The organism is Ruegeria sp. CDSC051 (assembly GCF_059610665.1).
This window is the reverse complement of sequence record NZ_JBXWOC010000009.1, coordinates 1-21,972: the sequence shown is the minus strand read 5'-3', so window position 1 is coordinate 21,972 and position 21,972 is coordinate 1. Positions and strand designations below refer to the sequence as shown.

21 protein-coding genes are annotated in these 21,972 nt (G+C 53.7%); 13 read left to right on the top strand and 8 right to left on the bottom strand.

Translation table 11 applies throughout. The features are described from left to right. Nucleotides 1-12: 12 nt before the first annotated feature. The 5 genes from AC2FH0_RS17525 to AC2FH0_RS17505 form a co-directional block, all read right to left on the bottom strand. Nucleotides 13-393, bottom strand: coding sequence for a DUF4345 domain-containing protein (locus AC2FH0_RS17525; RefSeq protein ID WP_496702829.1), 381 nt, complete (start codon nt 391-393; stop codon nt 13-15). A gap of 588 nt (nt 394-981) precedes the next feature. Continuing rightward, a complete protein-coding gene (locus AC2FH0_RS17520; RefSeq protein ID WP_496786541.1) occupies nt 982-1,413 on the bottom strand; it encodes a glyoxalase superfamily protein in 432 nt (143 codons plus the stop codon). Next, nucleotides 1,410-2,801, bottom strand: coding sequence for an MATE family efflux transporter (locus AC2FH0_RS17515; RefSeq protein ID WP_496709574.1), 1,392 nt, complete (start codon nt 2,799-2,801; stop codon nt 1,410-1,412). Before AC2FH0_RS17515 ends, AC2FH0_RS17520 begins: the two co-directional genes overlap by 4 nt. A gap of 340 nt (nt 2,802-3,141) precedes the next feature. Beyond that, on the bottom strand, nt 3,142-5,517 hold the full coding sequence (locus tag AC2FH0_RS17510) for a thiamine pyrophosphate-binding protein (protein WP_496789975.1): 2,376 nt from the start codon (nt 5,515-5,517) through the stop codon (nt 3,142-3,144). 11 nt (nt 5,518-5,528) lie between these two features. Next, nucleotides 5,529-6,734: a methionine gamma-lyase gene (locus AC2FH0_RS17505; protein ID WP_496692084.1), complete on the bottom strand. Its 1,206-nt coding sequence runs from the start codon at nt 6,732-6,734 to the stop codon at nt 5,529-5,531. Nucleotides 6,735-6,847: 113 nt separating this feature from the next. Here AC2FH0_RS17505 and AC2FH0_RS17500 point away from each other — a divergent pair, with 113 nt between their 5' ends. The 5 genes from AC2FH0_RS17500 to AC2FH0_RS17480 all read left to right on the top strand — a co-directional run bounded on the left by AC2FH0_RS17500 (nt 6,848) and on the right by AC2FH0_RS17480 (nt 9,060). Beyond that, complete coding sequence (locus tag AC2FH0_RS17500; protein WP_281973936.1) at nt 6,848-7,306, top strand: Lrp/AsnC family transcriptional regulator; 459 nt, start codon at nt 6,848-6,850, stop codon at nt 7,304-7,306. 168 nt (nt 7,307-7,474) lie between these two features. Further along, nucleotides 7,475-7,918, top strand: coding sequence for a MarR family winged helix-turn-helix transcriptional regulator (locus tag AC2FH0_RS17495; RefSeq protein ID WP_496703599.1), 444 nt, complete (start codon nt 7,475-7,477; stop codon nt 7,916-7,918). Nucleotides 7,919-7,929: 11 nt separating this feature from the next. Then, nucleotides 7,930-8,307 carry a hypothetical protein gene (locus tag AC2FH0_RS17490; RefSeq protein ID WP_142640351.1) on the top strand — a complete coding sequence of 126 codons (378 nt, stop codon included), beginning with the start codon at nt 7,930-7,932 and terminating at the stop codon, nt 8,305-8,307. Nucleotides 8,308-8,337: 30 nt separating this feature from the next. After that, nucleotides 8,338-8,652 carry a monooxygenase gene (locus AC2FH0_RS17485; protein WP_142640352.1) on the top strand — a complete coding sequence of 105 codons (315 nt, stop codon included), beginning with the start codon at nt 8,338-8,340 and terminating at the stop codon, nt 8,650-8,652. Between the two features lie 228 nt (nt 8,653-8,880). Next, nucleotides 8,881-9,060: a hypothetical protein gene (locus AC2FH0_RS17480; RefSeq protein ID WP_058275054.1), complete on the top strand. Its 180-nt coding sequence runs from the start codon at nt 8,881-8,883 to the stop codon at nt 9,058-9,060. Nucleotides 9,061-9,362: 302 nt separating this feature from the next. Here AC2FH0_RS17480 and AC2FH0_RS17475 read toward each other — a convergent pair whose 3' ends face one another. Both AC2FH0_RS17475 and AC2FH0_RS17470 read right to left on the bottom strand, forming a co-directional pair. After that, complete coding sequence (locus tag AC2FH0_RS17475) at nt 9,363-10,313, bottom strand: proline racemase family protein (RefSeq protein ID WP_496707097.1); 951 nt, start codon at nt 10,311-10,313, stop codon at nt 9,363-9,365. Nucleotides 10,314-10,759: 446 nt separating this feature from the next. Next, on the bottom strand, nt 10,760-11,413 hold the full coding sequence (locus tag AC2FH0_RS17470; RefSeq protein ID WP_496692080.1) for a TetR family transcriptional regulator C-terminal domain-containing protein: 654 nt from the start codon (nt 11,411-11,413) through the stop codon (nt 10,760-10,762). Nucleotides 11,414-11,522: 109 nt separating this feature from the next. Between AC2FH0_RS17470 and AC2FH0_RS17465 the strand changes: the two genes are divergently transcribed. Genes AC2FH0_RS17465 through AC2FH0_RS17430 form a run of 8 tightly spaced genes read left to right on the top strand, consistent with a single transcriptional unit; the run spans nt 11,523 to nt 21,615 of the window. Beyond that, nucleotides 11,523-12,392, top strand: coding sequence for an ABC transporter permease (locus AC2FH0_RS17465; protein WP_496692079.1), 870 nt, complete (start codon nt 11,523-11,525; stop codon nt 12,390-12,392). Further along, nucleotides 12,389-13,177, top strand: coding sequence for an ABC transporter permease (locus AC2FH0_RS17460; protein WP_496789973.1), 789 nt, complete (start codon nt 12,389-12,391; stop codon nt 13,175-13,177). The genes AC2FH0_RS17465 and AC2FH0_RS17460 overlap by 4 nt, the downstream gene beginning before the upstream one ends. Beyond that, nucleotides 13,174-14,271, top strand: a complete 1,098-nt coding sequence (locus AC2FH0_RS17455) for an ABC transporter ATP-binding protein (RefSeq protein WP_496789972.1) — start codon at nt 13,174-13,176, stop codon at nt 14,269-14,271. Before AC2FH0_RS17460 ends, AC2FH0_RS17455 begins: the two co-directional genes overlap by 4 nt. A 17-nt stretch (nt 14,272-14,288) precedes the next feature. After that, nucleotides 14,289-15,350, top strand: a complete 1,062-nt coding sequence (locus tag AC2FH0_RS17450) for an extracellular solute-binding protein (RefSeq protein WP_271952673.1) — start codon at nt 14,289-14,291, stop codon at nt 15,348-15,350. 60 nt (nt 15,351-15,410) lie between these two features. Continuing rightward, entirely contained in the window at nt 15,411-17,471 is a 2,061-nt protein-coding gene (locus tag AC2FH0_RS17445; RefSeq protein WP_496789970.1) for an oxidoreductase, read from the top strand. After that, nucleotides 17,471-18,703: an aromatic ring-hydroxylating oxygenase subunit alpha gene (locus AC2FH0_RS17440; RefSeq protein ID WP_496692076.1), complete on the top strand. Its 1,233-nt coding sequence runs from the start codon at nt 17,471-17,473 to the stop codon at nt 18,701-18,703. Before AC2FH0_RS17445 ends, AC2FH0_RS17440 begins: the two co-directional genes overlap by 1 nt. Next, nucleotides 18,696-20,258: a trimethylamine methyltransferase family protein gene (locus AC2FH0_RS17435; RefSeq protein ID WP_271952679.1), complete on the top strand. Its 1,563-nt coding sequence runs from the start codon at nt 18,696-18,698 to the stop codon at nt 20,256-20,258. The genes AC2FH0_RS17440 and AC2FH0_RS17435 overlap by 8 nt, the downstream gene beginning before the upstream one ends. Further along, nucleotides 20,251-21,615 carry an aminotransferase gene (locus AC2FH0_RS17430; RefSeq protein ID WP_496789969.1) on the top strand — a complete coding sequence of 455 codons (1,365 nt, stop codon included), beginning with the start codon at nt 20,251-20,253 and terminating at the stop codon, nt 21,613-21,615. The genes AC2FH0_RS17435 and AC2FH0_RS17430 overlap by 8 nt, the downstream gene beginning before the upstream one ends. 127 nt (nt 21,616-21,742) lie before the next feature. Here the strand turns inward: AC2FH0_RS17430 and AC2FH0_RS17425 are convergent. Beyond that, nucleotides 21,743-21,972 (bottom strand): hypothetical protein (locus tag AC2FH0_RS17425; protein ID WP_496789967.1); only part of this gene is annotated, 230 nt, incomplete at its 5' end.

The following is a 21,972-nucleotide window of genomic DNA, read 5'->3' as shown; positions in this document are numbered from 1 at the left end:
TGACCCTCCTGATCAAACCGCGCCTTGTTGACGCAAACGAAGCAGAGCCAAAGCTGCGAAAAGGATTTCTGCCAAAAAGTAGAACACCAGCAAGAAATTTGGCAAGCCATCGACCAAAAAGCTCAGCAGTCGGCCAGCGGCGAGCCCGGCCATGAAGAGGAACAGGCTCCAAAGGGCGGCGTTTGTAAGGGCGGGCTTGAATGCCCCGGCAATCCAAAACATCAACATCGCCAGATACAGCCCCATAATTGCCCGGAAGATGTGGGTGAGCTCTGTCGTGTCGACTGGAAATCCCAGCAACATCGGCACACTCGCCGACGGCATCGCGCCATAAGACAGTGCGATCGGGAACAACCCAACGGATGCGAGCAACAAAACAAAACGGTCAGACAAGGAATTTCCCTTTTGGCTGCCTCTACAAGAGCCAGATAGAATATACTTTCAATTCCGCGTTAGGCAACTCAGAACCATGGTCAATTTCCTTACCGCCGGAAACTTACGCGGGACGTTAGGATAATACCGCAGGCACGACCTGCATATCAGGCTTTGTCCCCAACTCAGTCACGCATGTACCACGAGACGTATTACCGCTTCGTCCCGCGACTTGATCCTTAGTCCACCCGTTGATGTTGCTTGCGCAGCGAATGGCCGGTCTGGTGAAGCGGCGCTGTCGAGGAAGATGGATGTCTCCTTTGGGCCATCTGCTACGATGCTAGTTCTGCGAAACTGGCAGATGCCGCGCCGCATCTGAGGTCGGCACTGAGCCCAACCTGTACCTTCGGTATTTTTGCTGCGCGCGCTCGCAGCACGAAAATCGCCGTAAGAGGTCAGGTTCCGCCGCCGCAGGGCAGCGGCAAAATCTGCCATTCGTCGATTGCGCAGAATTTTTAATACGACATATTCACAGGTTGCAAGACAAGACGGCCATCGGCTTCAATCGCGCCAACAGCCGCTGACAAATTTAAGAACCGGATTTCCCTGTCAGCATAAATTGATTTGAAGGTGCGCCTGCCCGTCGCTTGTCCGTTCAACAGAATGTCCATTGGGACCAATTACACCACGAATGCGCGAGCGGAAATTTGAGAAGCCTTCGGATGTGACAACGTCTACGGCTTCATCCAAGTGCACCTCTAACCGGAACCATCCTGGTTTCATGATCGAAATAGAGACCACATGCCCCGTGAACGGTTGCGATAGATACGTTCCGCTGACCTTGTCCCCGATGGCCCATCCCTTGAGTGGTCCGTTTCCGATGGCTGCAAACATCGTGTTCCAATCGCGGAACCCGTGTTGGTGGGCGACCAACTCGAGGGACTTGGCATGGCCAATCGATGCCCCTTCTTCGGTCAATTTTGTGCGCAAACGCTTAGCTTGATCCTTGGCTTGCGTAGCTGACGGAAATTGCGTGTTCATGACGCCACTCCTTTTTTGGTGTGGAAAATACCCCATTTTAACTCTGGGTCTTGGGCGGAGAGCCAAAGCACTACAACAGTGAGACCCAACATCATCACTTCGGCCAGCGGGCCCGCATACCAGATGCCAACTTCGCCAAACCAGAGGGGCAACAGGAACGTCAACGGGATCGCAAAGGCATAAGGTTTTGTCAGCCCTAGAAGGGCTGCCTTTCCTGCAGATCCAATCGCCTGAAAATAGGTCGCAATCATCATCAACGGGCCCAACAGGAAAAAGACACATGTCATTACCGGCAAGATGCGCGCAACCTCTGCAATGACCGACGTGTCGTCTACAAACGCGCTCGCGATCCGGCTAGGCATGCTAATCACAACGACCTGCACGATTGCGCAATAAACAAACGCGACCCAAAGTGCCATGCGCAGGCTTGCATCTGACCTTTGCCAAAGTTCAGCACCATAGTTGTTGCCCGTGATCGTCTGCATTGCAAACGACAAGCCCAGAAGTGGCAGGAAAGCAAAGGTGATGACCCGCGTGATGATCCCGTAAGCAGTAATTGTGTCGGCGTAACCCGGGCGACCAATCCATTGGAGGGCTGAGATAATCGCGGCCGACCCGAGAGCTAGTCCAATGAAATTGAGGCTTTGTGGTGCACCCAGTGCGAGGATCCGCCCCCATTTTCCGCATACGGAATGGGACAGCAAGGTCGCAGGACGCAGCGATGTTTCCCCAAACAATCGGAACGCAAATATGATCGCAAACGCGAGCGCTTGTGCCGCCGCTGTGCCATAGGCTGACCCAGCTACGCCCATGTCCAGAACGGCGATGAGTACGTAGTTGAACCCGATGTTTGCAATCGAAACCAGCAGGCTCATCGCGGCCATAAAGCCCACGCGCCCTTCGTTGCGCAGCGCATCAGAATTTACCGACAACACGAACAAAAGCGGTGAGAAGAACACCGTAATCCGCAGGTAGACCAACCCCATTTGCGCCAAAGTCTCTGACCCACCAGCGGCCAGCAATGCAACTGGCTGGCCCAATAGAAGGAACAACACTATCAGAACTGCGCCCAATCCAATTGCCAGCCCATGTGCGCCAGCAAACGTGGCACGCGCGCCGTTCATGTCACCCGCGCCAAGGGATCGCGCCAGAAGGCTCGACATGCCGTTCGCCACAAGCGTGGAAAGCGCCACAATCAACATGTAGATCGGGAACATCAACGTGACCGCAGCCAGCGCATCAGGGCCTACATAAATGCCCAGAAACAGCGCATCTGCAACAGACAGAAGCCCATTCATCCCCATCACGAAAATGATCGGGAGTGCGGTCCTAAAGTAGATGGTGCCAAGCGGCCCATCGGTGAATGTATTGGTGGGGGTATCAGTCATGTCCCATATCTCTCTTGCCTGATCGCGCAATTTGAGATGGGACCCGCATTACCATCCGCGCGATATGCGGAAAGAGGTAGATAGAGAATCAAGTCGCAGAACTTAACCAAGACAAAAGTCAGCGGGAGGCAGGCGTCCACAGCCTGTACGTTGGCTAATCTGATATTTTTCTGTCGTCAAGCGGTTAGTCTGCATCCGATTTTGCGGAAGCTGACTTACGCCGCGTTGCAGAAAAATTGGCAAAATGGGCTCTTACCACCAGTTGAAGTGCTCCACAGAGAGTGGCGACAGGAGAGCCCATAGTTAGAGACGCAGCAACGTGAACCAATGTCTGCTGCTGCTATGCTATAGCCACAATCGGAGGGATTTTACGACCATGGGACAATTCGCCAGCTGATTGGATCAACGCGTTGGCGTCAATGCGGAAATGACGGTACAAATCCGCAATAGACCCGGTTTGGCCGAAATGCTCCACACCGTGCGGAATCGTTTTGTGGCCATGAACAGCACCCAACCAGGACAAAGTTGCCGGGTGTCCGTCGATCACTGTGATCAATGCGCAGTCGCGCGGCACATCTGCCAGCAGCGTTTCGATATGTGCCTCAGCGCCCCGAATGCCATTTGTGCGCGCCCGTTGCGCTGCAGTCCAGCCGGCGTTCAACCGGTCGGCAGAGGTCACTGCCAGAACGCCAACATCCCGCCGCCCCTGGGCGATATGGCCCGCTGCCCTGATGGCCTCCTGGGCAACCGCGCCCTGATAAGCAATGACAACTTCGCAGTTCGGTCCCGGTTTGCGTAGCCAATAGGCACCGTCGATGGCCCCCTGACGGAAATCGTCATCCACGCGTTTACCGGGCTGCTCAATCGGGTTGGTCGTCAGACGTAAATAGACCGAACCGCCGGTCTCGTCGCGCAACCACGTGCGTTCATCGGGATCTCCCTCGCCATCTTTTTGCATATAGGCAAAGGCCCATTCCATGATGACCGCCAATTCATCCGCAAAGGCGGGCTCAAATGCGGCCAACCCGTCTTGCGACATGCCAATCAGCGGCGAAGCGATTGATTGATGCGCCCCGCCTTCCGGCGCCAAAGTGACGCCAGAGGGCGTGCCCACGATCATGAAACGGGCATCCTGATAACAGGCGTAATTCAACGCATCCAAGCCACGGGACACAAAAGGATCATAGACCGTTCCAATGGGAATAAGCCTTTTGCCAAAAACCGAGTGCGAAAGCCCTGCCGCCGCCAGAAGCAAAAACAGGTTCATTTCAGCAATGCCAAGTTCGATATGCTGACCATCTGGTGTAAACTCCCACTTCGCGGTGGAGGGGATATTTTCAGCCTTGAAAGTGTCGGATTGATGGGTGCGCGCAAACAGTTTCCTGCGATTGACCCAAGGGCCAAGATTGGTTGTGCCGGTCACATCCGGAGAGGTCGTCACGATCCGCTCGGCCAGCGCGCTGTTGCCTTTGGACAGGTCATCCAGAATCTTGCCGAATGCCATTTGAGTCGAGATTTCACGACCCGGATCCAACTCAACTGAGGGGACGTCGATAACGTCATCTGAGTATCGGCGCGGCCCGCTGGCGAAGAAGGGCGTCTTTGCCAGCATTTTCTCAAACGCTGCCGGGTCTGCGATGGTGGCAAAGCGCTCCCATTCATCACCTTCAGTAACACCCATGAATTTCTTCCATTCGGCCATCTGAGTCTTGTTCATCAACCCACCATGGTTGTCCTTGTGGCCAGCAATCGGCGTCCCCCAGCCCTTGATCGTATAGGCAAGGAAACAGACCGGGCGGTCGTGATCTATTGCGGCGAAGGTATCTGCCATGGTGGTGACGCAGTTCCCACCCAGATTTTCCATCAGAGCGGCCAGTTCGTCATCGCTGCGCGCATCAAGCAACGCGCTTACGTCGCCTTGATCGCCGAGGGTTTCCATCAGTCGCTCGCGCCACACCGCGCCCCCCATGAAGGTCAGTGCCGAGTAGAGCTGGTTGGGGCACTGATCAATCCATTGACGCAGCTTCTCTCCGCCCGGCTCTTTAAACGCAGCACGTTGCAAAGCGCCGTATTTAACCCGCACAACATCCCATCCGAAGGCGTCAAAGATTTTCTCAATCCGTTGGAACAGTCCTTCACGCACGACACCGTCCAATGACTGGCGGTTATAATCAATGATCCACCAGCAATTACGCAGATCGTTCTTCCATCCCTCTTGCAGGGCCTCATAGATATTGCCTTCGTCCAGCTCAGCATCGCCAACCAATGCGATCATGCGTCCAAGCTTTTGCGTATCGCCCCAGGATTTGGCCTGTACATAATCCTGCACAAGTGACGCAAACGAGGTGATAGCAACGCCAAGGCCCACCGAACCGGTCGAAAAATCCACGTCATCGATATCTTTCGTGCGGGAAGGATAGCTTTGCGCGCCACCAAATCCGCGAAAGTTCTCCAACTTCTCACGGGTCTGGTTTCCCATCAGATACTGAATCGCGTGAAAGATCGGCGAAGCATGTGGTTTGACAGCAACCCGGTCTTCCGGGCGCAGGGTCTGAAAGTAAAGCGCAGTCATGATCGACACCATCGACGCCGAAGACGCCTGATGCCCGCCAACCTTGATCCCGTCAGCCTTGGGCCGAATGTGGTTCGCATGGTGGATCATCCAGTGGGACAGCCACAGCAGACGTTGTTCAATTGTCTTGAGATCAATGGACATGGTCAATTTCCTTAAGCTGCGCTGCGGACAGGGGGTCTTGGTAAGGCTTGTTCGAGATCGTGGATCACGTCGTCGATCCCCTCCAGACCAATGGAGAGGCGGACCAGCCCATCGCTGATGCCATGTGCGGCGCGTTCTTCAGGCGTATAGGTAGAGTGGGTCATGCTGGCCGGGTGCTGCACCAATGTTTCAGCATCTCCCAATGATACGGCGCGTGTGATCATTTGCATACTGTTCATCATCGCGCGCCCTGCTTCCAGACCGCCATCCAGTTCAAATGCAATCATGCCGCCGAATTTGGACATCTGCCGCTGCGCGACATCATGCTGTTCGAAACTGCTCAGTCCCGGATACCAGACCTTTCGCACACCGGCGGATTGCTCCAGATATTCGGCGATAGTCGCAGCGCTGCTGCAATGCCGATCCATGCGCAATTCTAGTGTCTTGAGGCCGCGCAGTATGAGCATCGCGTTAAACGGGGCCATGACCGCGCCGGTCATATCCTTCATCCCATAGAGGCGGATTTCAGTCACCAGCTCGGCCGATCCGGCCAGCAACCCTGCAACAACATCTCCGTGACCGCCTAGATATTTCGTCGCCGAGTGCAGAACGATATCTGCGCCATGTTTGATTGGCTGGGTCAGATAGGGCGTGGCATAGGTATTATCCACCACCACGTAGGCGCCGTTGGCATGGGCAATGGCTGATACAGACTGGATATCTACAAGGCGCATATTCGGATTGGCGGGTGTTTCAAAATAGACCACCTTGGTTTTTCCGCTGATCGCCGCTGTCAGGTTTTCCGGCTCCGTCAGATCCACATGGGTCACTGTCACACCGAATTTTGCCAGCCCGTGCCGCATGAAGGAAAATGTGCAGCCATAGAGCGTCTTGTCGAGAATGACCTCATCCCCCGGGGCAAGAAGAGTCCACATCGTTGCGGTGATCGCCCCCATCCCCGAGGCCAGGGCCAATCCTGCCTCTGCCCCCTCAAGCACCGCGATGCGTTGCTCCAGCAAATCGCAAGTCGGGTTCGAGATGCGCGAATAAACATGCCCTGCCTGCTCGCCCGCGAACATCGCACCGCCTGCTTCCGCGGTTTCGAAAGCGAATGTCGAGGTCAGATGCAGCGGAGGCGTCAACGCTCCTTCGTTTTCCATCGGGTTATAGCCATGGTGAATGGCAAGAGTGGAAAAGCTGTCGGGGCGGTTGCGCATTGGGTGACTCCTTGGTTTTCAAGAAGCAGAGTATGACGACACGAGTGGCAAAATATTCCAAAAATGTCTTATACTACCTCGTTTGTAGCAGTATATGCTAATCTATGAAAAAAATAGACCGTAAAGACCAACAGATCATTCGAGCGTTGCAGCGCAATGGCCGAATGACGAATCAAGACCTGGCAGCAGAGGTGAACTTGTCACCTTCGCCCTGTCTGAGGCGGCTGAAGCTGCTCGAGCAAAATGGAATCATCACCGGCTACAGTGCCAACATAGACGCCGAGGCCTACGGGTTGCCGGTAACGGTATTCGTTCACGTCAAACTGGAAAGCCATACTGAAGCGACTGTAAAGAAATTCGAAGCAGCCATTGCGCGGATTGACCAGGTACTGGAGTGTTTCGTTATGACCGGCTCATCGGATTACCTGCTTCGTGTGGTCGTGGCTGATCTTTCAGATTACGAAAAATTCGTCCGCAGAAAGCTGCATCCTCTTGGAGGTATTGCCTCCATGGACAGCAGCTTTGTCTACGGAGTTGTCAAGAAGACAAATGTATTTCCAGTGACAGAGTAACGTTGCTTGATGAACTGAGATGAAATGATTGCGGACATTAGCGCAGATGCAGCGAAAGCTCGATTTATGCGTCATTCCAACAAATGCTGCATATCGAGCGAATGAGTGGATTAGGTCATTCTATGGGGAGTACTTGAATTTATCCCTAACTAGGGATACATGCGCAACATGAGACATAAAAATCAAGCCCGAGAAAACCAAACCCTGGTGCTGGCCCTGCTACGCAGTCAGCAATTATTCATGCGCGCTATGGTGTCTGCGTTTCGTTCGGCGGGCCTTACAGCGCCACAATGGGACGCGCTGGAAACACTTAGCAACAAGGGTCCGCTGTCAATCAACGATCTGATGCGGCTGACACTGTCTACATCCGGCAACCTGGATGTGGTTGTCAAAAACCTGGTTCAAGCCGGATGGGTGGAAAAGAGTGTCGATGAAACCGACAGACGGGCGCGTGTTCTGTTATTGACCGCAGCCGGGCGCCAAAAAGTGGCCGAATTCCTGCCACTCCACAATCAAGCTCTGGAACAGATTTTTGGTGGTCTCAGCGTGCAGGACAAACGCCAGACGATCAAGACACTCAACCAACTCCGAAAAAAACTGCCTCAACCTTAGAAAGTCGTAACATGCCTAACAAAACACTCCTGACCGCGCATGGCGTGATTTACATGTTGTTCGCGCTCGCGCTGTTCTTTGCCCCGGCCATCCTCTGGCCAAACTACGGCCTGCAAATAAACGACCAATACGCTGTGTTCCTGTCACAGCATAACTCGATATTTCTGGGCGGCATCGGGATCATCAGCTTTCTGTTTCGGGACGTTGAACATGGCAGTGAAGCTGCAATCGCCATTCTCACAGGATTGATGTGGACCAATCTACTTGGCGTCATCATCACGCTTTACGCCTGCCTGACAGGAGTTTTCACCGGGTTTGGCTGGTCTGACCCCATCTTCTTCGCCTTGCTTGCGGTCCTATGCTTCTACCAACTCGGGAAAAACCGCTGAACTTTCCCAAACTCACAAAGGAAACTAAACATGAGTACACTGAAAGTCTGGGATCTGCATATGACCTATGAAGGTCCGATCACAGAAGAATTTCTCGCCGGCACCGAGCAACTTGCAAAGAGTATCGCGGAGGAGCCAGGAATAATCTGGAAGATTTGGACTGTCGAAGATGGAACCAATCACTATGGGTCCACATACCTGTTTCGGAACCGCGAATACCTGGAAAGCTATAAAAGTATGCATCTGAAGCGCCTGGAAGCGATAGGGATCACAGTGACCGCCGACCATGTTTTCGACATTATGGAAGAGGTCAGTCGCATCAACAGAGCCCCACTTGAAGGCTGACGAGCAATGACCGGACATTGGCACGCTAAACGTTGATGTCCGGTTCGGTCCGCTATCCGGAATTGCAAAGTTTGGTCTTGATTGTCCGCTTTGGGCTGGGTCTGTCATTTGTAGCGTTTGGTATCACCGCTGCTTCACTAAGATACTCGTGATTTTGCTTGAGCTGGCGTCAACACGACCACCATGCTTTATGACAGATCAGACACATTGATAAGGTAGACGAAAACCATGGCAGAACGATTTGAGCGTCACCGTCAAGCTTGGACACAAGAGGAAATTCAAAAATTGCACCTACTGGTGTCAAAGGGGATGGGCTTGAAGGCCATTGCCAAAGCTCTCACGCGCTCTGAGGAATCGACCAAGAGCAGAGCGAAGCTTGACAAAATAAAGATCAAGAAAGCACGCTGATTTTGGTGCCTTTAGTGTACTCCTGTCGTTCTTTACTGCCACGACCAATGTCCGATTTGGGCTGATTGAGCTAAAAAACCCAGATTTTAGTGAAGATGGGCGAAAAACTTGCCCGCAGAAGGCCTTTCCGAATATTCGTCGGGGGTCGGCCCAATACTCTCGTCGGCAATGTCCGAAGCTTTCAGTGGCCCTACCAGGCACTGGGTTGCAATTAAGGCGCCACAACGGGTTCTGGCAGAATGGAATTCAGTTGCTCGGTTTGTTAGGGTTCTGCACCCAAACACCCAATTTAAAAAGCTGCCTTACGGATTAGCGTAGTAAAAAGAAGGAAAGCTATGCCTTGCAACGATCCTAACTTCTGCTGATACAGTGGCGAATTGACCGACAACTTGGCATTCAAAAATCCCGCCCGGTGCTTCGATTGTCACGGACCTGCCGGGAGATAGTGACCCGTTGCCCTCGCACGCCACCACAACAGACAATGCGCCTGTCCCCCCAGCCGAATTTGCCAGTTCTCCCTTTTCAGAGGCCCAGACAGTTTTAATATGGTTCTTCCCTGATTTCGAACTGAACATGACCAAGTATTTACCGTAGCTGCCGCCAATGCCAAAATTAGACATCGGGTATTGTTTACTAGCCGCCCCGCTTAACTCAATTGCAGCGTTGGTCAATTTTTGGCGCTCACTAAGCGAAATACCTAGATAGTCTGCATCGACAACCAAATACGGCAACCCGGCATCGACTAGAGAAACTGGAATGTTTCCATTTAGAGGAAGATTCAATATTTGATTATTAATCAATAGCTTGGGCTTGACAGTAAACCACTTGGCATGTGTCATAACGCTACCTGTTCGGGTTACTTGTACTTCCATGACACCATTTGCTGTTTCCAAAGCAACAACTTGTTGATCTTTGGCTAATGCTTGACGCTTCGCGCTCGCAATTATGGTGGCTGCAGCCATGAGTGCGGTTCCGGCATATGGTGCGTATGCAAACTGAGAGGCTAGAAAAAGTGCCCCATCGGTACCTTGCTCAAAGGGTGGATAGAGTAGGCAAGAGTTGATGAGGTGGTTTCCATTTGGTGGGAGGTTCAAAAAACCCCGAAACTGTTCATGATCCGAACGAAGCTCCAGCAAGGCGCCAGCCGCGTTCCTAGAAACTAGTTTAGGAAGACCAGAAACTGCCACTCGAAGAATATCTCCAGCGAGATCTACATCTATCGCACCCGTTTGTCCCTGGTGTTTATTAGGCATTGTTCGGCGTCCTGGATATCGTGTGCTACCTTGTAGCTTCTGGCTGCAAACATCCATGCTTGCTTTCAGCTGATGGTGTATTGGACTGAGTCTGTGTGAAAACTCTGGATGATGCATGCTTTTCGGCAAAGGCTGGAGGCATGTATGTCGAGATTTATCGCAAGCGCCAAACGAAGTCAGTCGTTGCTATTCCCGACCGGCTTGAAGATTGGACCAACGGGTGCGTAGCCACACCACGACGTCAATAATGCTGCGAAACCTCACTTTGTTGCGCATCTCGGACTACAAAGTTTAATTGTGAAAGTCCGCTAATAGCGCACAGCGGACGTCGAGATTTTTCAATAGCTAGGTGGATGCAACTTGGAGGCTAGAGGCCTCACCAATACCAGTAGTTGCTTTCCAGGAAGAGGCATTGTTTCCATCTCAAACCCGAGCGTCGTGAAGGCTCACAATTTGAATTTTCCTGGAAAAAGTCCGCCTAAAAATCTTCGAATAAGTTCAGCAGAGCGTCGTCGCGAAAAAACCTGCATATCGGTAAGGTAATTTACCCACATACCTTCCAGTAAGGCCAACGTTCCGCTAGTGGCATCATTCACCAAGTTCGGATCATGTCCGTTTTGTTGGGCTATCTCCGTGAACGCACGCCGCAAAGTCTCGACAAGTTTGGGATCCTGAGTGCTGCTGTATCGGGCAATACCAGGGTGTGAGCTCGCGATGCCTCGGAATGCATGCCAGATTTTCGTACTTCGTGGATTGAGCAAAGCTTCGGACAGATCCGCCTCGATCACAGCCATCACTCGCTCTTCGGGCGATGCATCCGAGCCCAGATCGGTCATTCTGTCCATCTCGGCATAATACTCGGTACTGAAATGCTGGGCCGCTGCGGTCAGCAAATTGTCCTTCCCCCCGAAATGCAAATGGATCATTCCGCGCGACAGACCTGAGCGCTCGCAGATGCGACTGACCGAGGTATCGGTGACTCCAATATCAGCAATAGTATCCAGTGTCGCCTTGATCAGAAGCTGCCTGTTGGCTTCTGGATCGCGCTTCGAGCTACGTTTTCTTCCTTTAGGCTCTGTCACTCTATTCAATGATTCCATCAGCTTAGGGTCTTCTCATATGGGTGGCTCACAGGAAGATTGACACGAAAGGCCTTTCTGGCGCAACATTAAATGGACGATCGTCCATTAGAGACTCGTAAGTACCGAGATGGGAGATAGGGTGATTTTTCGTAGCGAAGCGTCCCGGGGTTATACCCTCAGCGCACCAGCCACGGCATACGTGGGGTTTCTGGTGGCGGCGCCTTTGGTGATCCTGATCGCCTATTCGTTCTGGACCCAAACCTACGTAACGCTCGACAAGACACCGACGCTGAAAAACTATAGCGACGCGTTTGCCGATCCGCTGGTTCGACATTTAATGCTAAGGTCGATCTGGATTGCCGGAGCAGTTACGGTAGTCACTGTCGCACTGGCCTATCCCATCGCGTACTTCATCGCGATGAAGGCCCGGAAAAAGACCATCTGGCTTCTGCTCATCACCATTCCGTTCTGGTCCAGCTACCTCCTGCGCGTATTTGCCTGGAAACTCATCCTTGGGTTCAACGGGGTGATGAATTCTGCACTATTGATGCTTGGTCTGATCGACGAACCGCTCGACTTCTTGCTCTATAATGAATTCGCCGTCGTGCTGACGCTTGCTCATGCCTGGGCACCTTTTGCGATCCTGCCAATCTATGTCTCGTTGCAGAAGATCGATCCAAGCCTGTTAGAGGCCGCCACAGACCTCGGTAACAGTCCTTTGCAACGCTTCATGCGGGTGACACTGCCGTTGACCATCCCAGGGATCATTGCTGCTTGCCTGATCATCTTCATTCCGACTGTCGGTGACTACGTGACCCCAGCGCTGGTCGGCGGATCGGACGGGAAGATGATTGCCAATCTTATTCAGGTGCAGTTCGGGGCCGCCAACAACTGGCCTCTCGGCGCCACACTGTCGCTGATCGCGATGCTGTCGGTCGGTTTTGTCGCTATCGTGTTTGTCATTACCGCCACCCAGCTTGGGAGGAGGATCAGATGAGACGCCCCTCGACCCTGACAGCCTATGCTTTTCTGTATTTGGTTTTTCTGTACCTGCCGGTTCTTTTCCTACCTTTGTTCTCGTTCAACAGCGGTACAATCGTTGCCTTTCCGATCAAGGGCTGGACGCTGGACTGGTATCGGAAGCTGGGCGAGCAGGATACTTTGATCCAGGCCCTTTGGAATTCACTTGGCGTCGGCACGGTCGTCGCACTTCTATCCACTGCTATGGGGCTGTTCGCTGCCCGCGCCTTTGTTCGATACCGTTTTCGGGGTCAGCGTGCTGCTGAAGGTTTGGTGATGCTGCCTTTGGTCATACCTGGCATTATCGTGGCCTCGTCAATGCTGGTCCTGTTTCTGTTTCTCGGTCTCAAGCCATCTCTGCTGACCGTTGTTCTGGGCCATACGTTTCTTGCGCTGCCATTTTCCGTCTCGATCTTGAAGTCCGCGTTCGATGACTTCGACGCGTCGCTGGAAGAGGCATCTTACGATCTGGGCGTCGGCGTGTTCGAAACCTTTCGTCGCGTGACGCTGCCGGTCGTTTCCCCCGGTATCGTAGCCAGCATGCTGGTCACTTTTACGGTCAGCTTCGATGAGTTCGTCCTGGCCTTTTTCCTGTCAGGCAACCAGCCAACTCTGCCGGTCTATATCTGGAGCCAGATCCGTTTCCCCGCCAAGCTTCCAAACGTTTTGGCCTTGGGCTCTATCCTGCTGCTCACCTCGGTTCTGCTTCTGGTGCTGGCCGAGTATTTCCGCCGCCGCTCATCCGCATCAGAGGTCCGATGACAGACAGAAACATCATAGAACTCAGGGGCGTCGAAAAGCGCTATGGCACATTCCTGGCGGCCAGCGGGATCGATCTCGATCTCAAAGAGGGCGAGTTTTTCTCACTCCTCGGCCCCTCGGGATGCGGCAAGACTACGGTATTGCGGATGATCGCGGGCTTCCAGGAACCGACCGCGGGTACCGTGCTGATCGACGGTCAGGATATGGGAGGTGTGCCTGCCAACAACCGTCCAACGAACATGGTCTTTCAGAGCTACGCCATCTTCCCGCACCTGAACGTCGGGAACAACGTGGCCTATGGATTACGGGGCAAGGCGCCTAAGGGTGAGATCGACCAGCGCGTAGCCGAGGCCCTGGAAATGGTCGAGCTGGGCGGTCTTCAGGATCGCGGCGCAAGTGAATTGTCGGGTGGGCAGCGGCAAAGGGTGGCGCTTGCCCGCGCGCTGATCATGCGACCCAAAGTATTGTTGCTGGACGAGCCCTTGTCAGCACTCGACAAGAAGCTGCGCGAACAGATGCAGTTTGAAATGCGCAATCTGCAGCAGTCGCTTGGCATCACCTTTGTGATGGTCACACATGACCAATATGAGGCGATGACCATGTCCGATCGTATTGGCGTGATGTTCAATGGACGGCTCAAGCAAGTGGATACACCAACCACGCTTTACGCCCGTCCCTGTGATCAGCAAGTGGCCAGTTTCATCGGTGAGATGAACATACTACCTGCCCAGTTATTGGGCGAAACCGGCAATATGTTGTCGATCGATGCAGCCGCCTTCGGGCGGATTGAGATTGAGAGAAACCCCAACGTTGCGACCAGCTCTAAAGACATGAACATCGGTATTCGCCCGGAACAATTGGAAATCGCTGCTGAAAAACCCGAGGACTATCCATCAACTGTTCAAGGCACGGTCAGCAATGTCGCCTTCTACGGTGAGAACATTCACTACCACATTCAGGTTGCGGGAGCTGAGAAACCCATCTCGGTCTCAGTTCCAAACTATTTTCACACGGTCGATTTCAAACGCGGTGACGCAGTTTGGCTGGGGCTTCAGGGGGCAAGCGTGATCGATCTAGGTACAGACACAAAGTAAAATAGTGGGAGGATAAAATGAGAGTTCAGGGAATTGCGGCCTTCGCATGTGCGACGGCGATAAGTACGGGAAGTGCCATAGCAGGTGGCGCTGATCTGACGGTTTTTGACTGGTCGGGATATGAAGACCCCGGGTTCTTTGCCAGCTACATGGAAAAATACGGGGATGAGGCGCCAAGCTATTCCTATTTCGGAAGTCAGGAGGAAGCCTTTACGAAACTGAGTTCAGGTTTCACGGCTGATCTGGCGCATCCTTGTTCCGACGCGGTCCGGAAATGGGTCGCAGCCGATCTGATCCAGCCGCTCGATGAAAGCAAGCTGACCAATTGGGCCGATGTTTTACCTGAGATTAAGGAAGTCGACGCCATCGTCCTGGACGGCCAGCTTTACATGTTGCCGTTCGAGTGGGGGAACACGGGTCTTATCTATCGTACCGACAAAATCTCGGGGGATGATATCTCGCTGCAATTGCTGGCTGACCCGGCCTATGCAGGTAAGATCGCGATCCCGGATGCGGCGTCGTCTGCATATGCCCTGGCTGCGCTGGCCACTGGAAACGCTGATGATTACACAAATCTGAGCGATGAGCAGTTCAAAGAAGCATCGGATTTCCTGCGCTCAATCCACCCAAACATGCGCTTTTACTGGTCCGATGCAGGTCAGTTTGATCAGGCCATGACCAGCGGTGAGATCGAAATGGGTTGGGCCTGGAACCAGTCCGAACTGAACCTGATCTGGAACGAAGTGCCTGCCGCGATGATGCGTGATGTCGATAAGGGCATCGCGACTTGGGCGTGCGGTTACGTGCATCTGAAGTCTTCCACGACTCCGGTCGATCAGGTCTATGATCTGTTGAACGCGCTCACTGACCCTGCCAGCGGTCAGTACATCATCGACAACTGGGGCTACCCACATTCCAACGCAAAAGCGTTCGAAGTTGCCGATCAGGCCAACATCGAAGCCTATGGTTTTGCTGACCCTAAAAGCTTCTTCGAAGGCAGTTTGTTCTTTGATGCGGTGAATCCCGAGCTTGAGGCGAAAATGCTGGCAGAATTTGAACGGATCAAAGCCGGCTTCTAACACAACCACTTTTCCGGGGCCTTACGGCTCCGGATCCCAGATACAGGAAAACGCGTGAACATGTCGAACGCGAACCCATATGCTCTGCTTTTTGAACCGGTTCAGATTGGACCAGTCACAGCCAGAAATCGCTTTTATCAGGTGCCACATTGCACCGGGCTGGGGCATGTCCGACCGCGGGCGGATGCCGCCGTTCGTGGGATGAAAGCCGAAGGTGGGTGGGCGGTGGTTTCCAATCAGGAGACCGAGATTCACCCAACCTCAGACCTGTCTCCTTACGCCGAGGGGCGGCTATGGGACGGGCGCGATGTTCCCGCGTTGCGGCTGATGACGGATGCGGTACATGCGCATGGTGCGCTGGCAGCTATCCAGCTGGTGCACAATGGCAACCATGCGCAGAACCTGCTGACCCGGGCTCCGGTTCTTGCACCTTCCGAGATGTCTGTCGATACGACGCATCCCAAGCAGGCGCAGGCCATGGATAAAGCTGATATTCGCGAGTTCCGCCGCTGGCACCGCGAGGCCGCCCTGCGCGCGAAAGATGCCGGATTTGACATCATTTACGTCTATGCCGGACACAACATGACTTTGGCGCAACATTTCATGCTGCCGCATATGAACCAGCGTAGTGATGAATATGGCGGGTCGCTTGAAAACCGTGTGCGCCTGACACGCGAACTGCTGGAAGACACCCACGAAACTGTAGGTGACAGCTGCGCTGTGGCGCTCCGTTTTGCCATTGATGAGATGGTGGGCGCTGACGGCATGCAGGCTTCAGAAGAAGGCCGTGCCGTGGTCGAGCTTTTGGCCGATCTTCCTGACCTATGGGATGTGAACGTAGCCGACTGGTCCAATGACAGTGCCACAACTCGCTTTCAACCAGAAGATGGCTATCAGAACGCGTTTCTGTCGCACGTCAAACAGGTAACACGGAAACCCGTGGTTGGTGTTGGTCGCCTGACGTCCCCCGATATGATGCTGTCGATGGTCAAAAAGGGAATTGTCGACCTTATCGGAGCGGCGCGACCTTCCATTGCGGACCCGTTCATACCGAATAAGATTGAAGAAGGCAGGATCGACGAAATTCGCGAATGCATCGGCTGCAACATCTGCGTGTCTTCGGACAATCTGGGTATTCCGATCCGCTGTACCCAAAACCCGACCATGGGCGAGGAATGGCGTCGCGGCTGGCACCCTGAGATCATTGCACCGAAAAAAAGCGAGGCGGAAGCACTGGTAATCGGTGGCGGACCCGCGGGTCTTGAGTGTGCCATGCAAATCGCACGGCGCGGCTATCAGGTGACCTTGGCCGAAGCCTCAGCTGAATTTGGTGGACGTGTTGCAAAGGAAAGCAGGCTTCCCGGCCTAGCGGCCTGGTCGCGCGTCGTCGACTATCGCCTGAATGATCTGAAACAGCGCGGCAACGTTCAGTTGTTCACCGACAGCAGACTTGACGGCGATCAGGTGGCAGAGCTTGGCGTCGAACACGTCTTTGTCGCCACCGGCAGCCGTTGGCGTACGGATGGCATGGGGCGAAACACCCAGCGCCGTATGCCTCATATCGAGCAAAGCGCCAGAGTGCTGACACCTGATGATATCATGAACGGCATATTGCCTCCGAATGGCCCGGTGTTGATCTATGATGATGACCATATCTATTTGGCAGGTGTGATTGCAGAAAAACTGGCAGCTGCCGGATATCCGGTGGTCTTTGTCACGCCGGAGAGTTTGGTCTCTGCTTACGCCGTACATACTTTGGAGCAGCCCCGTATTCAGGCTCGTCTGATCGAACTTGGCATAGACATTTACTGCAATCAGGTGCTGACCGCGGTTGAAGGTGACATGGCCCGCATCGGATGTGCCTTTACCGGTCGCGAAGCGAGTATTCCCTGTGCCTCGACAGTTCTGGTTACCGAGCGCCAGCGAGAGACAGCGCTTTACGACAGCTTGCGCGGGGTTGGGTTGAAGACCCTCGAACTTTTAGGCGATGCCGCGTCTCCAGGACTGATCGTGGACGCAGTCTTCGCAGGCCACCGCGCCGCCCGCGATTTTGAACGCCCAAAGGCAGAAGCAGACAAGGATTGGTTTCGCCGCGAGATAGTCGATTTGGAGGAAACGTGATGAACAGCCGACCGATTGGGTTAGATGCTTTGATGGCCTCGCACCAGCACGGCCACGCTCTGCCGCGCGGATTCTATACCTCGCAAGACATCTATGACTATGACATCGCCCAGGTCTGGAACCGTAACTGGCTTTGGGCAGGGCATGTCAGCCAAATCCCAAACCCCGGTGACTATTTCCTGTTCGACTATGGCCCGGAGAGCATCATTATTGTTCGCGACCGCGAAGGCGAAGTTCGCGCTCATTTGAACGTCTGTCGCCATCGTGGATCTCGCGTCTGCACTGAACAGTCTGGCAACTCCCGTGTTCTTGTTTGCCCGTATCACGCCTGGACATATGAACTTTCGGGGAAACTTCGTGCTGGCCATAACATGGGGGAACACTTTGACCCATCCAAATTCGGGCTCTTTCCCGTTCAGGTGAGTGTCTTTAAAGGCTTGATCTTTGTGTGTGCCGATGCAAACACGCCATCGCTAGATCCTGTCCTCAGCCAGCTTTCGCCACTCGTCGAACCCTATGGCTTTGACGATCTGAAAGTGGCGCATACGGCGTCTTTTCCGGTTCCAGCGAATTGGAAACTGGCGGTTGAGAACTATCTTGAATGCTACCACTGCGGACCAGCACACAAAGAATACTCTCGCTCTCATAGCCTGAAATCGCCACAAGACATGGCTGGCTTGGTCGAGCCGCTAAATGCAAGGGCTTTAGAAGTCGGGCTGACACCTGATGAATTGGCGCTTGTTGGCGAGGCTGCGCCCACCCCATTCACCAGCGGGTATTATCGGCGCTACCCGCTTTACCAAGGTTACAAAACCGGCAGCAAATCGGGTGAGGCACTTGCGCCATTGCTTGGAACGCTGAAAGGCTTCGACGGTGGCGCAACTGACTTTGATATTGGCCCATTGAATTGGTTCCTGATCTATTCGGATCACATGGTGGGCTATCGCTTTATTCCACGTGGTCTACAAGAAACCGACATTCAGGTGGTCTGGCTGGTTAACGCTGATGCCGAAGAAGGCCAAGATTACAACAAGGAAGACCTGACCTGGCTTTGGCATGTCACATCTTTGGATGACGAACGCATCATTCGGCACAACCAGTCCGGCGTTAATTCTCAATACTTCCAACCGGGGCCCTTGGGCGAAATGGAAACCTCGATCCAGGATTTTTACGATTTCTATTTTGCCATGATCCGCTCGGAACCAGAACAAAGGATGGCCGGTAATGGCTGAGGTAAAATCACGCCGTCGCGGTGGTGGTGGGCGCGCCGCGCGCATAAAGGTTCAACAGGCGACCACGGGCAATGAGGCCGTGCGTGGGGGATTAAGTGGCGGCCGCTATAAGCCGCTTACCCCAACAGATATGGAAAACATCCATCAAGCGGCACTGACCGTTCTGGAAAAAACCGGCATTACCGATCATTTCCCGGAATTACTTGATCTGGTGCTGCCCAAGGGCGCGGTGATGAATGATCTAAATCGGCTGTGCTTCCCCCGCGCACTGATGGAAGACATCCTGGCTGGTGCTGCCAAGGAGTTTTACGTCTATGCCCGCGGAGAGCGTGAAGGCAAAGACGACATGCATTGCTCGGCGGAGAGCGTCTATTTCGCCAACTCCGGCACCGCCGTGACCACCTTCGATTCCGAAACTAAATCTTATCGCCCTTCGATCCTGCGCGATGTCTATGATTTCACCCGTCTGGTGGACCGTTTGGACAACATCCATATGCTGGGCGACACGGTTTTGGCCACCGATGTGACTGATGATTTCGCTCATGACATGAACACCATTTATGCCATGCTCGCAGGCAGCCAAAAACCTGCCTGTCTGACCTTTCGCGACCGCAGCCATATTCCGCATGCCATCCGCATGTTTGATTTTGCTCAAGGTGGCGAAGGGGCTTTCATGAAAAAGCCAAGCGTCATATTTGGCGGCTGCCCTATGGTTTCCCCCTTGCGGGTCGGCAAGGAAAACATGGAAATCCTGATTGATACCGCCAAGCTAGGCCTGACGGTTGATCTGGCGGTGCCTCCTCAGGCCGGGGCGACAGCCCCTGCGACGCTTGCGGGAACATTGGTGCAAACCGTGGCCGAAACGCTGGCCTGCGTTGCCATCGTAAACCTCATCACACCGGGCTGTCCGGTCTGCTTTGCCGCCTGGCCCTTCATCACTGACCTGCGCAGCGGGTCGTTCACCGGCGGCAGTGGCGAACAGGCTCTGATCGGGGCCGCAGCCATTCAGATGGGTAACTTTTATGGCCTTCCAACCTCTGTCGGCGCAGGCATGACCGATGCCAAGATACCCGACGCGCAATACGGGTTGGAAAAGGCACTAACCTTCACGCTTGCCGCTCATGCCGGTGCCAATCGTTTGTGCGAGTTCGGGGGTATGATCGGTAGCCTGATGGGATGCAGTTTTGAAAGCATGGTCATCGATGACGAAGCGGGCGGTATGATCCTGCGGTCGTTGCGCGGGATTGAAGTCACGGATGAAACCATGGCGGTGGATGTGATCCATCAGTGTGCCATCGACCCTGGTCATTTTCTCGGCAACCCGCACACACTGAGCTATATGAACAGCGAATTCGTCTACCCACGGCTCATGGATCGTGAGCGCACGGACACATGGGAAAACGAAGGCAAAACTGATCTGCTGGACCGCGCCCGTGACAAGGCCAATTCCATTCTCGACAGCCATTTCCCCAACTACTTCGGCGCTTCAGACGCTCAGGTGCGCGAAGAGTTCCCAATTGTGATGAGCACAGAAAGCATGGCCCGCCGTGGATAACTCTAACGTCAAGCAATGGGATAACGATCACTTCCTGCACCCGTGGGAAGCGATGGCAACTTTGGGCGAAAACGATCGGACATTTATCGAAGGTGCCAGCGGCATCCATGTCATGAACGAAAAAGGCGAACGCTTGATCGACGGACCGGGAGGCATGTGGTGCACCCAGATCGGTTATGGCCGAGAGGAGATGGCCGAGGCCATGGCTGAGCAGGCTCGAAACCTTGCCTATTTCTCACCCTTTAACAATTCCAACTCGACTACTGCGCGGTTCGCGCGCGAAATCGCTAAACGTGCGCCGGGCGAATTGAACAATGTCTTTTTTACCACCGGCGGTTCCACCGCAGTTGATACGGCCATCCGGTTTGTTCATTTCCGCAACAACCTCTTGGGACGCCCCGAGAAAAAGAAAATCATTTCAAGGCAAAAAGCTTATCATGGAAGCACTTTTTTGGCGGCCAGCGTCAGTGGAAAAGAGCGTGACAGGCTTTGGCTCGACAAGGCGGATGACCTCGCACATTTCTTGCCAGACGTGAATCCGCTTTATCGTGCGCCTGGTCAAAGCGAAGAGAGCTTTCTGAAAGAGAAAGTTTCGGACCTGGAAAACGCCATTGTGGCGCTTGGCCCAGAAAATGTTGCCGCTTTTATCGCCGAACCGGTTCTTGCCTCTGGTGGCGTGATAGTGCCGCCGAAAGGGTATCACGAAAGTTGCCTAAACATCTGCAAGAAGTATGATGTTCTATACATTTCCGACGAAGTAGTGACCGCTTTCGGGCGATTGGGCCATTGGTTTGCGTCAGAAACAGTCTTTGGCATTCAGCCAGACATAGTCACCTGCGCCAAAGGAATGACATCTGGGTATGCGCCGATGGGTGCCGCTATTATCTCGGACAGGCTAATCGCCGATATTGCGGGAAAAGATGCAACCTTTTCTAATGGCTACACCTATTCTGGCCACCCGGTCAGCGCGGCCGCTGGTCTGAAAAGTATGGAAATTATTGTACGGGAAAAGCTTCTCGAACACGTTCGAAGGGTCACTCCGATTTTTCAGGATCAGCTACAGCAGTTGGGTCAGATTGACATCGTTACCGATGTGCGCGGCATGGGGTTGATGGGATGCGTTCAGTGCTCAGTCGATGGTGATCCCCAGAGCGATCTGGGGTGCGACTACGAGATTGGTAGCCAGATCGATTTCGAATGCCAGAAACGTGGGTTATTGGTTCGACCTGTGATCAACATGTGTGTTCTTTCACCGCCCCTAATCATTAGCGAAAGTGAAATTGAGCAAATGTTTGCTGTCTTGCGAAAAGGGCTTGAAGCGACAAGTGCGTGGCTCAGCGGGATTAGAGGCCAATGAATTGCTTGCGCTATTGTTGCGAAAGCCCGGAGGCCGCCATTTCAGCGTATTGTCGTATGCTCCACGATCTCCGCCAAAACCGTTCGGCCTTGGCGGTTTTGAAGAAGGTTTTGACAGCGACGGTTTCCTACGGGTTGGCATTATCTATTACGGGTCTGTCACAGTGTTTTTCTCGTACTTCTTGCTTCCACGGTGCTTCCAGTTGTGATGGCGCAACGCAAAAGCCCGCTCCGGCACGGTGTGTAATATATTGATATTGTGTAGTGATTTTGGTTGCGGAAGTAGGGTTTGAACCTTTGGCCTTCAGGTTATGAGCCTGACGAGGTGAAGACGTTAAGCAATTGATCCAGTGGATCA

Excerpts from the sequence above, each read along its gene's own strand:
- AC2FH0_RS17440 (WP_496692076.1), top strand. The coding sequence starts at position 17,471 with ATGAACAGCCGACCGATTGGGTTAGATGCTTTGATGGCCTCGCACCAG.
- AC2FH0_RS17480 (WP_058275054.1), top strand. The coding sequence starts at position 8,881 with ATGGCAGAACGATTTGAGCGTCACCGTCAAGCTTGGACACAAGAGGAA.
- AC2FH0_RS17470 (WP_496692080.1), bottom strand. The coding sequence starts at position 11,413 with ATGGAATCATTGAATAGAGTGACAGAGCCTAAAGGAAGAAAACGTAGC.
- AC2FH0_RS17465 (WP_496692079.1), top strand. The coding sequence starts at position 11,523 with ATGGGAGATAGGGTGATTTTTCGTAGCGAAGCGTCCCGGGGTTATACC.
- AC2FH0_RS17520 (WP_496786541.1), bottom strand. The coding sequence starts at position 1,413 with ATGAACACGCAATTTCCGTCAGCTACGCAAGCCAAGGATCAAGCTAAG.
- AC2FH0_RS17515 (WP_496709574.1), bottom strand. The coding sequence starts at position 2,801 with ATGACTGATACCCCCACCAATACATTCACCGATGGGCCGCTTGGCACC.
- AC2FH0_RS17490 (WP_142640351.1), top strand. The coding sequence starts at position 7,930 with ATGCCTAACAAAACACTCCTGACCGCGCATGGCGTGATTTACATGTTG.
- AC2FH0_RS17445 (WP_496789970.1), top strand. The coding sequence starts at position 15,411 with ATGTCGAACGCGAACCCATATGCTCTGCTTTTTGAACCGGTTCAGATT.
- AC2FH0_RS17495 (WP_496703599.1), top strand. The coding sequence starts at position 7,475 with ATGAGACATAAAAATCAAGCCCGAGAAAACCAAACCCTGGTGCTGGCC.
- AC2FH0_RS17450 (WP_271952673.1), top strand. The coding sequence starts at position 14,289 with ATGAGAGTTCAGGGAATTGCGGCCTTCGCATGTGCGACGGCGATAAGT.
- AC2FH0_RS17510 (WP_496789975.1), bottom strand. The coding sequence starts at position 5,517 with ATGTCCATTGATCTCAAGACAATTGAACAACGTCTGCTGTGGCTGTCC.
- AC2FH0_RS17505 (WP_496692084.1), bottom strand. The coding sequence starts at position 6,734 with ATGCGCAACCGCCCCGACAGCTTTTCCACTCTTGCCATTCACCATGGC.
- AC2FH0_RS17435 (WP_271952679.1), top strand. The coding sequence starts at position 18,696 with ATGGCTGAGGTAAAATCACGCCGTCGCGGTGGTGGTGGGCGCGCCGCG.
- AC2FH0_RS17485 (WP_142640352.1), top strand. The coding sequence starts at position 8,338 with ATGAGTACACTGAAAGTCTGGGATCTGCATATGACCTATGAAGGTCCG.
- AC2FH0_RS17460 (WP_496789973.1), top strand. The coding sequence starts at position 12,389 with ATGAGACGCCCCTCGACCCTGACAGCCTATGCTTTTCTGTATTTGGTT.
- AC2FH0_RS17475 (WP_496707097.1), bottom strand. The coding sequence starts at position 10,313 with ATGCCTAATAAACACCAGGGACAAACGGGTGCGATAGATGTAGATCTC.
- AC2FH0_RS17455 (WP_496789972.1), top strand. The coding sequence starts at position 13,174 with ATGACAGACAGAAACATCATAGAACTCAGGGGCGTCGAAAAGCGCTAT.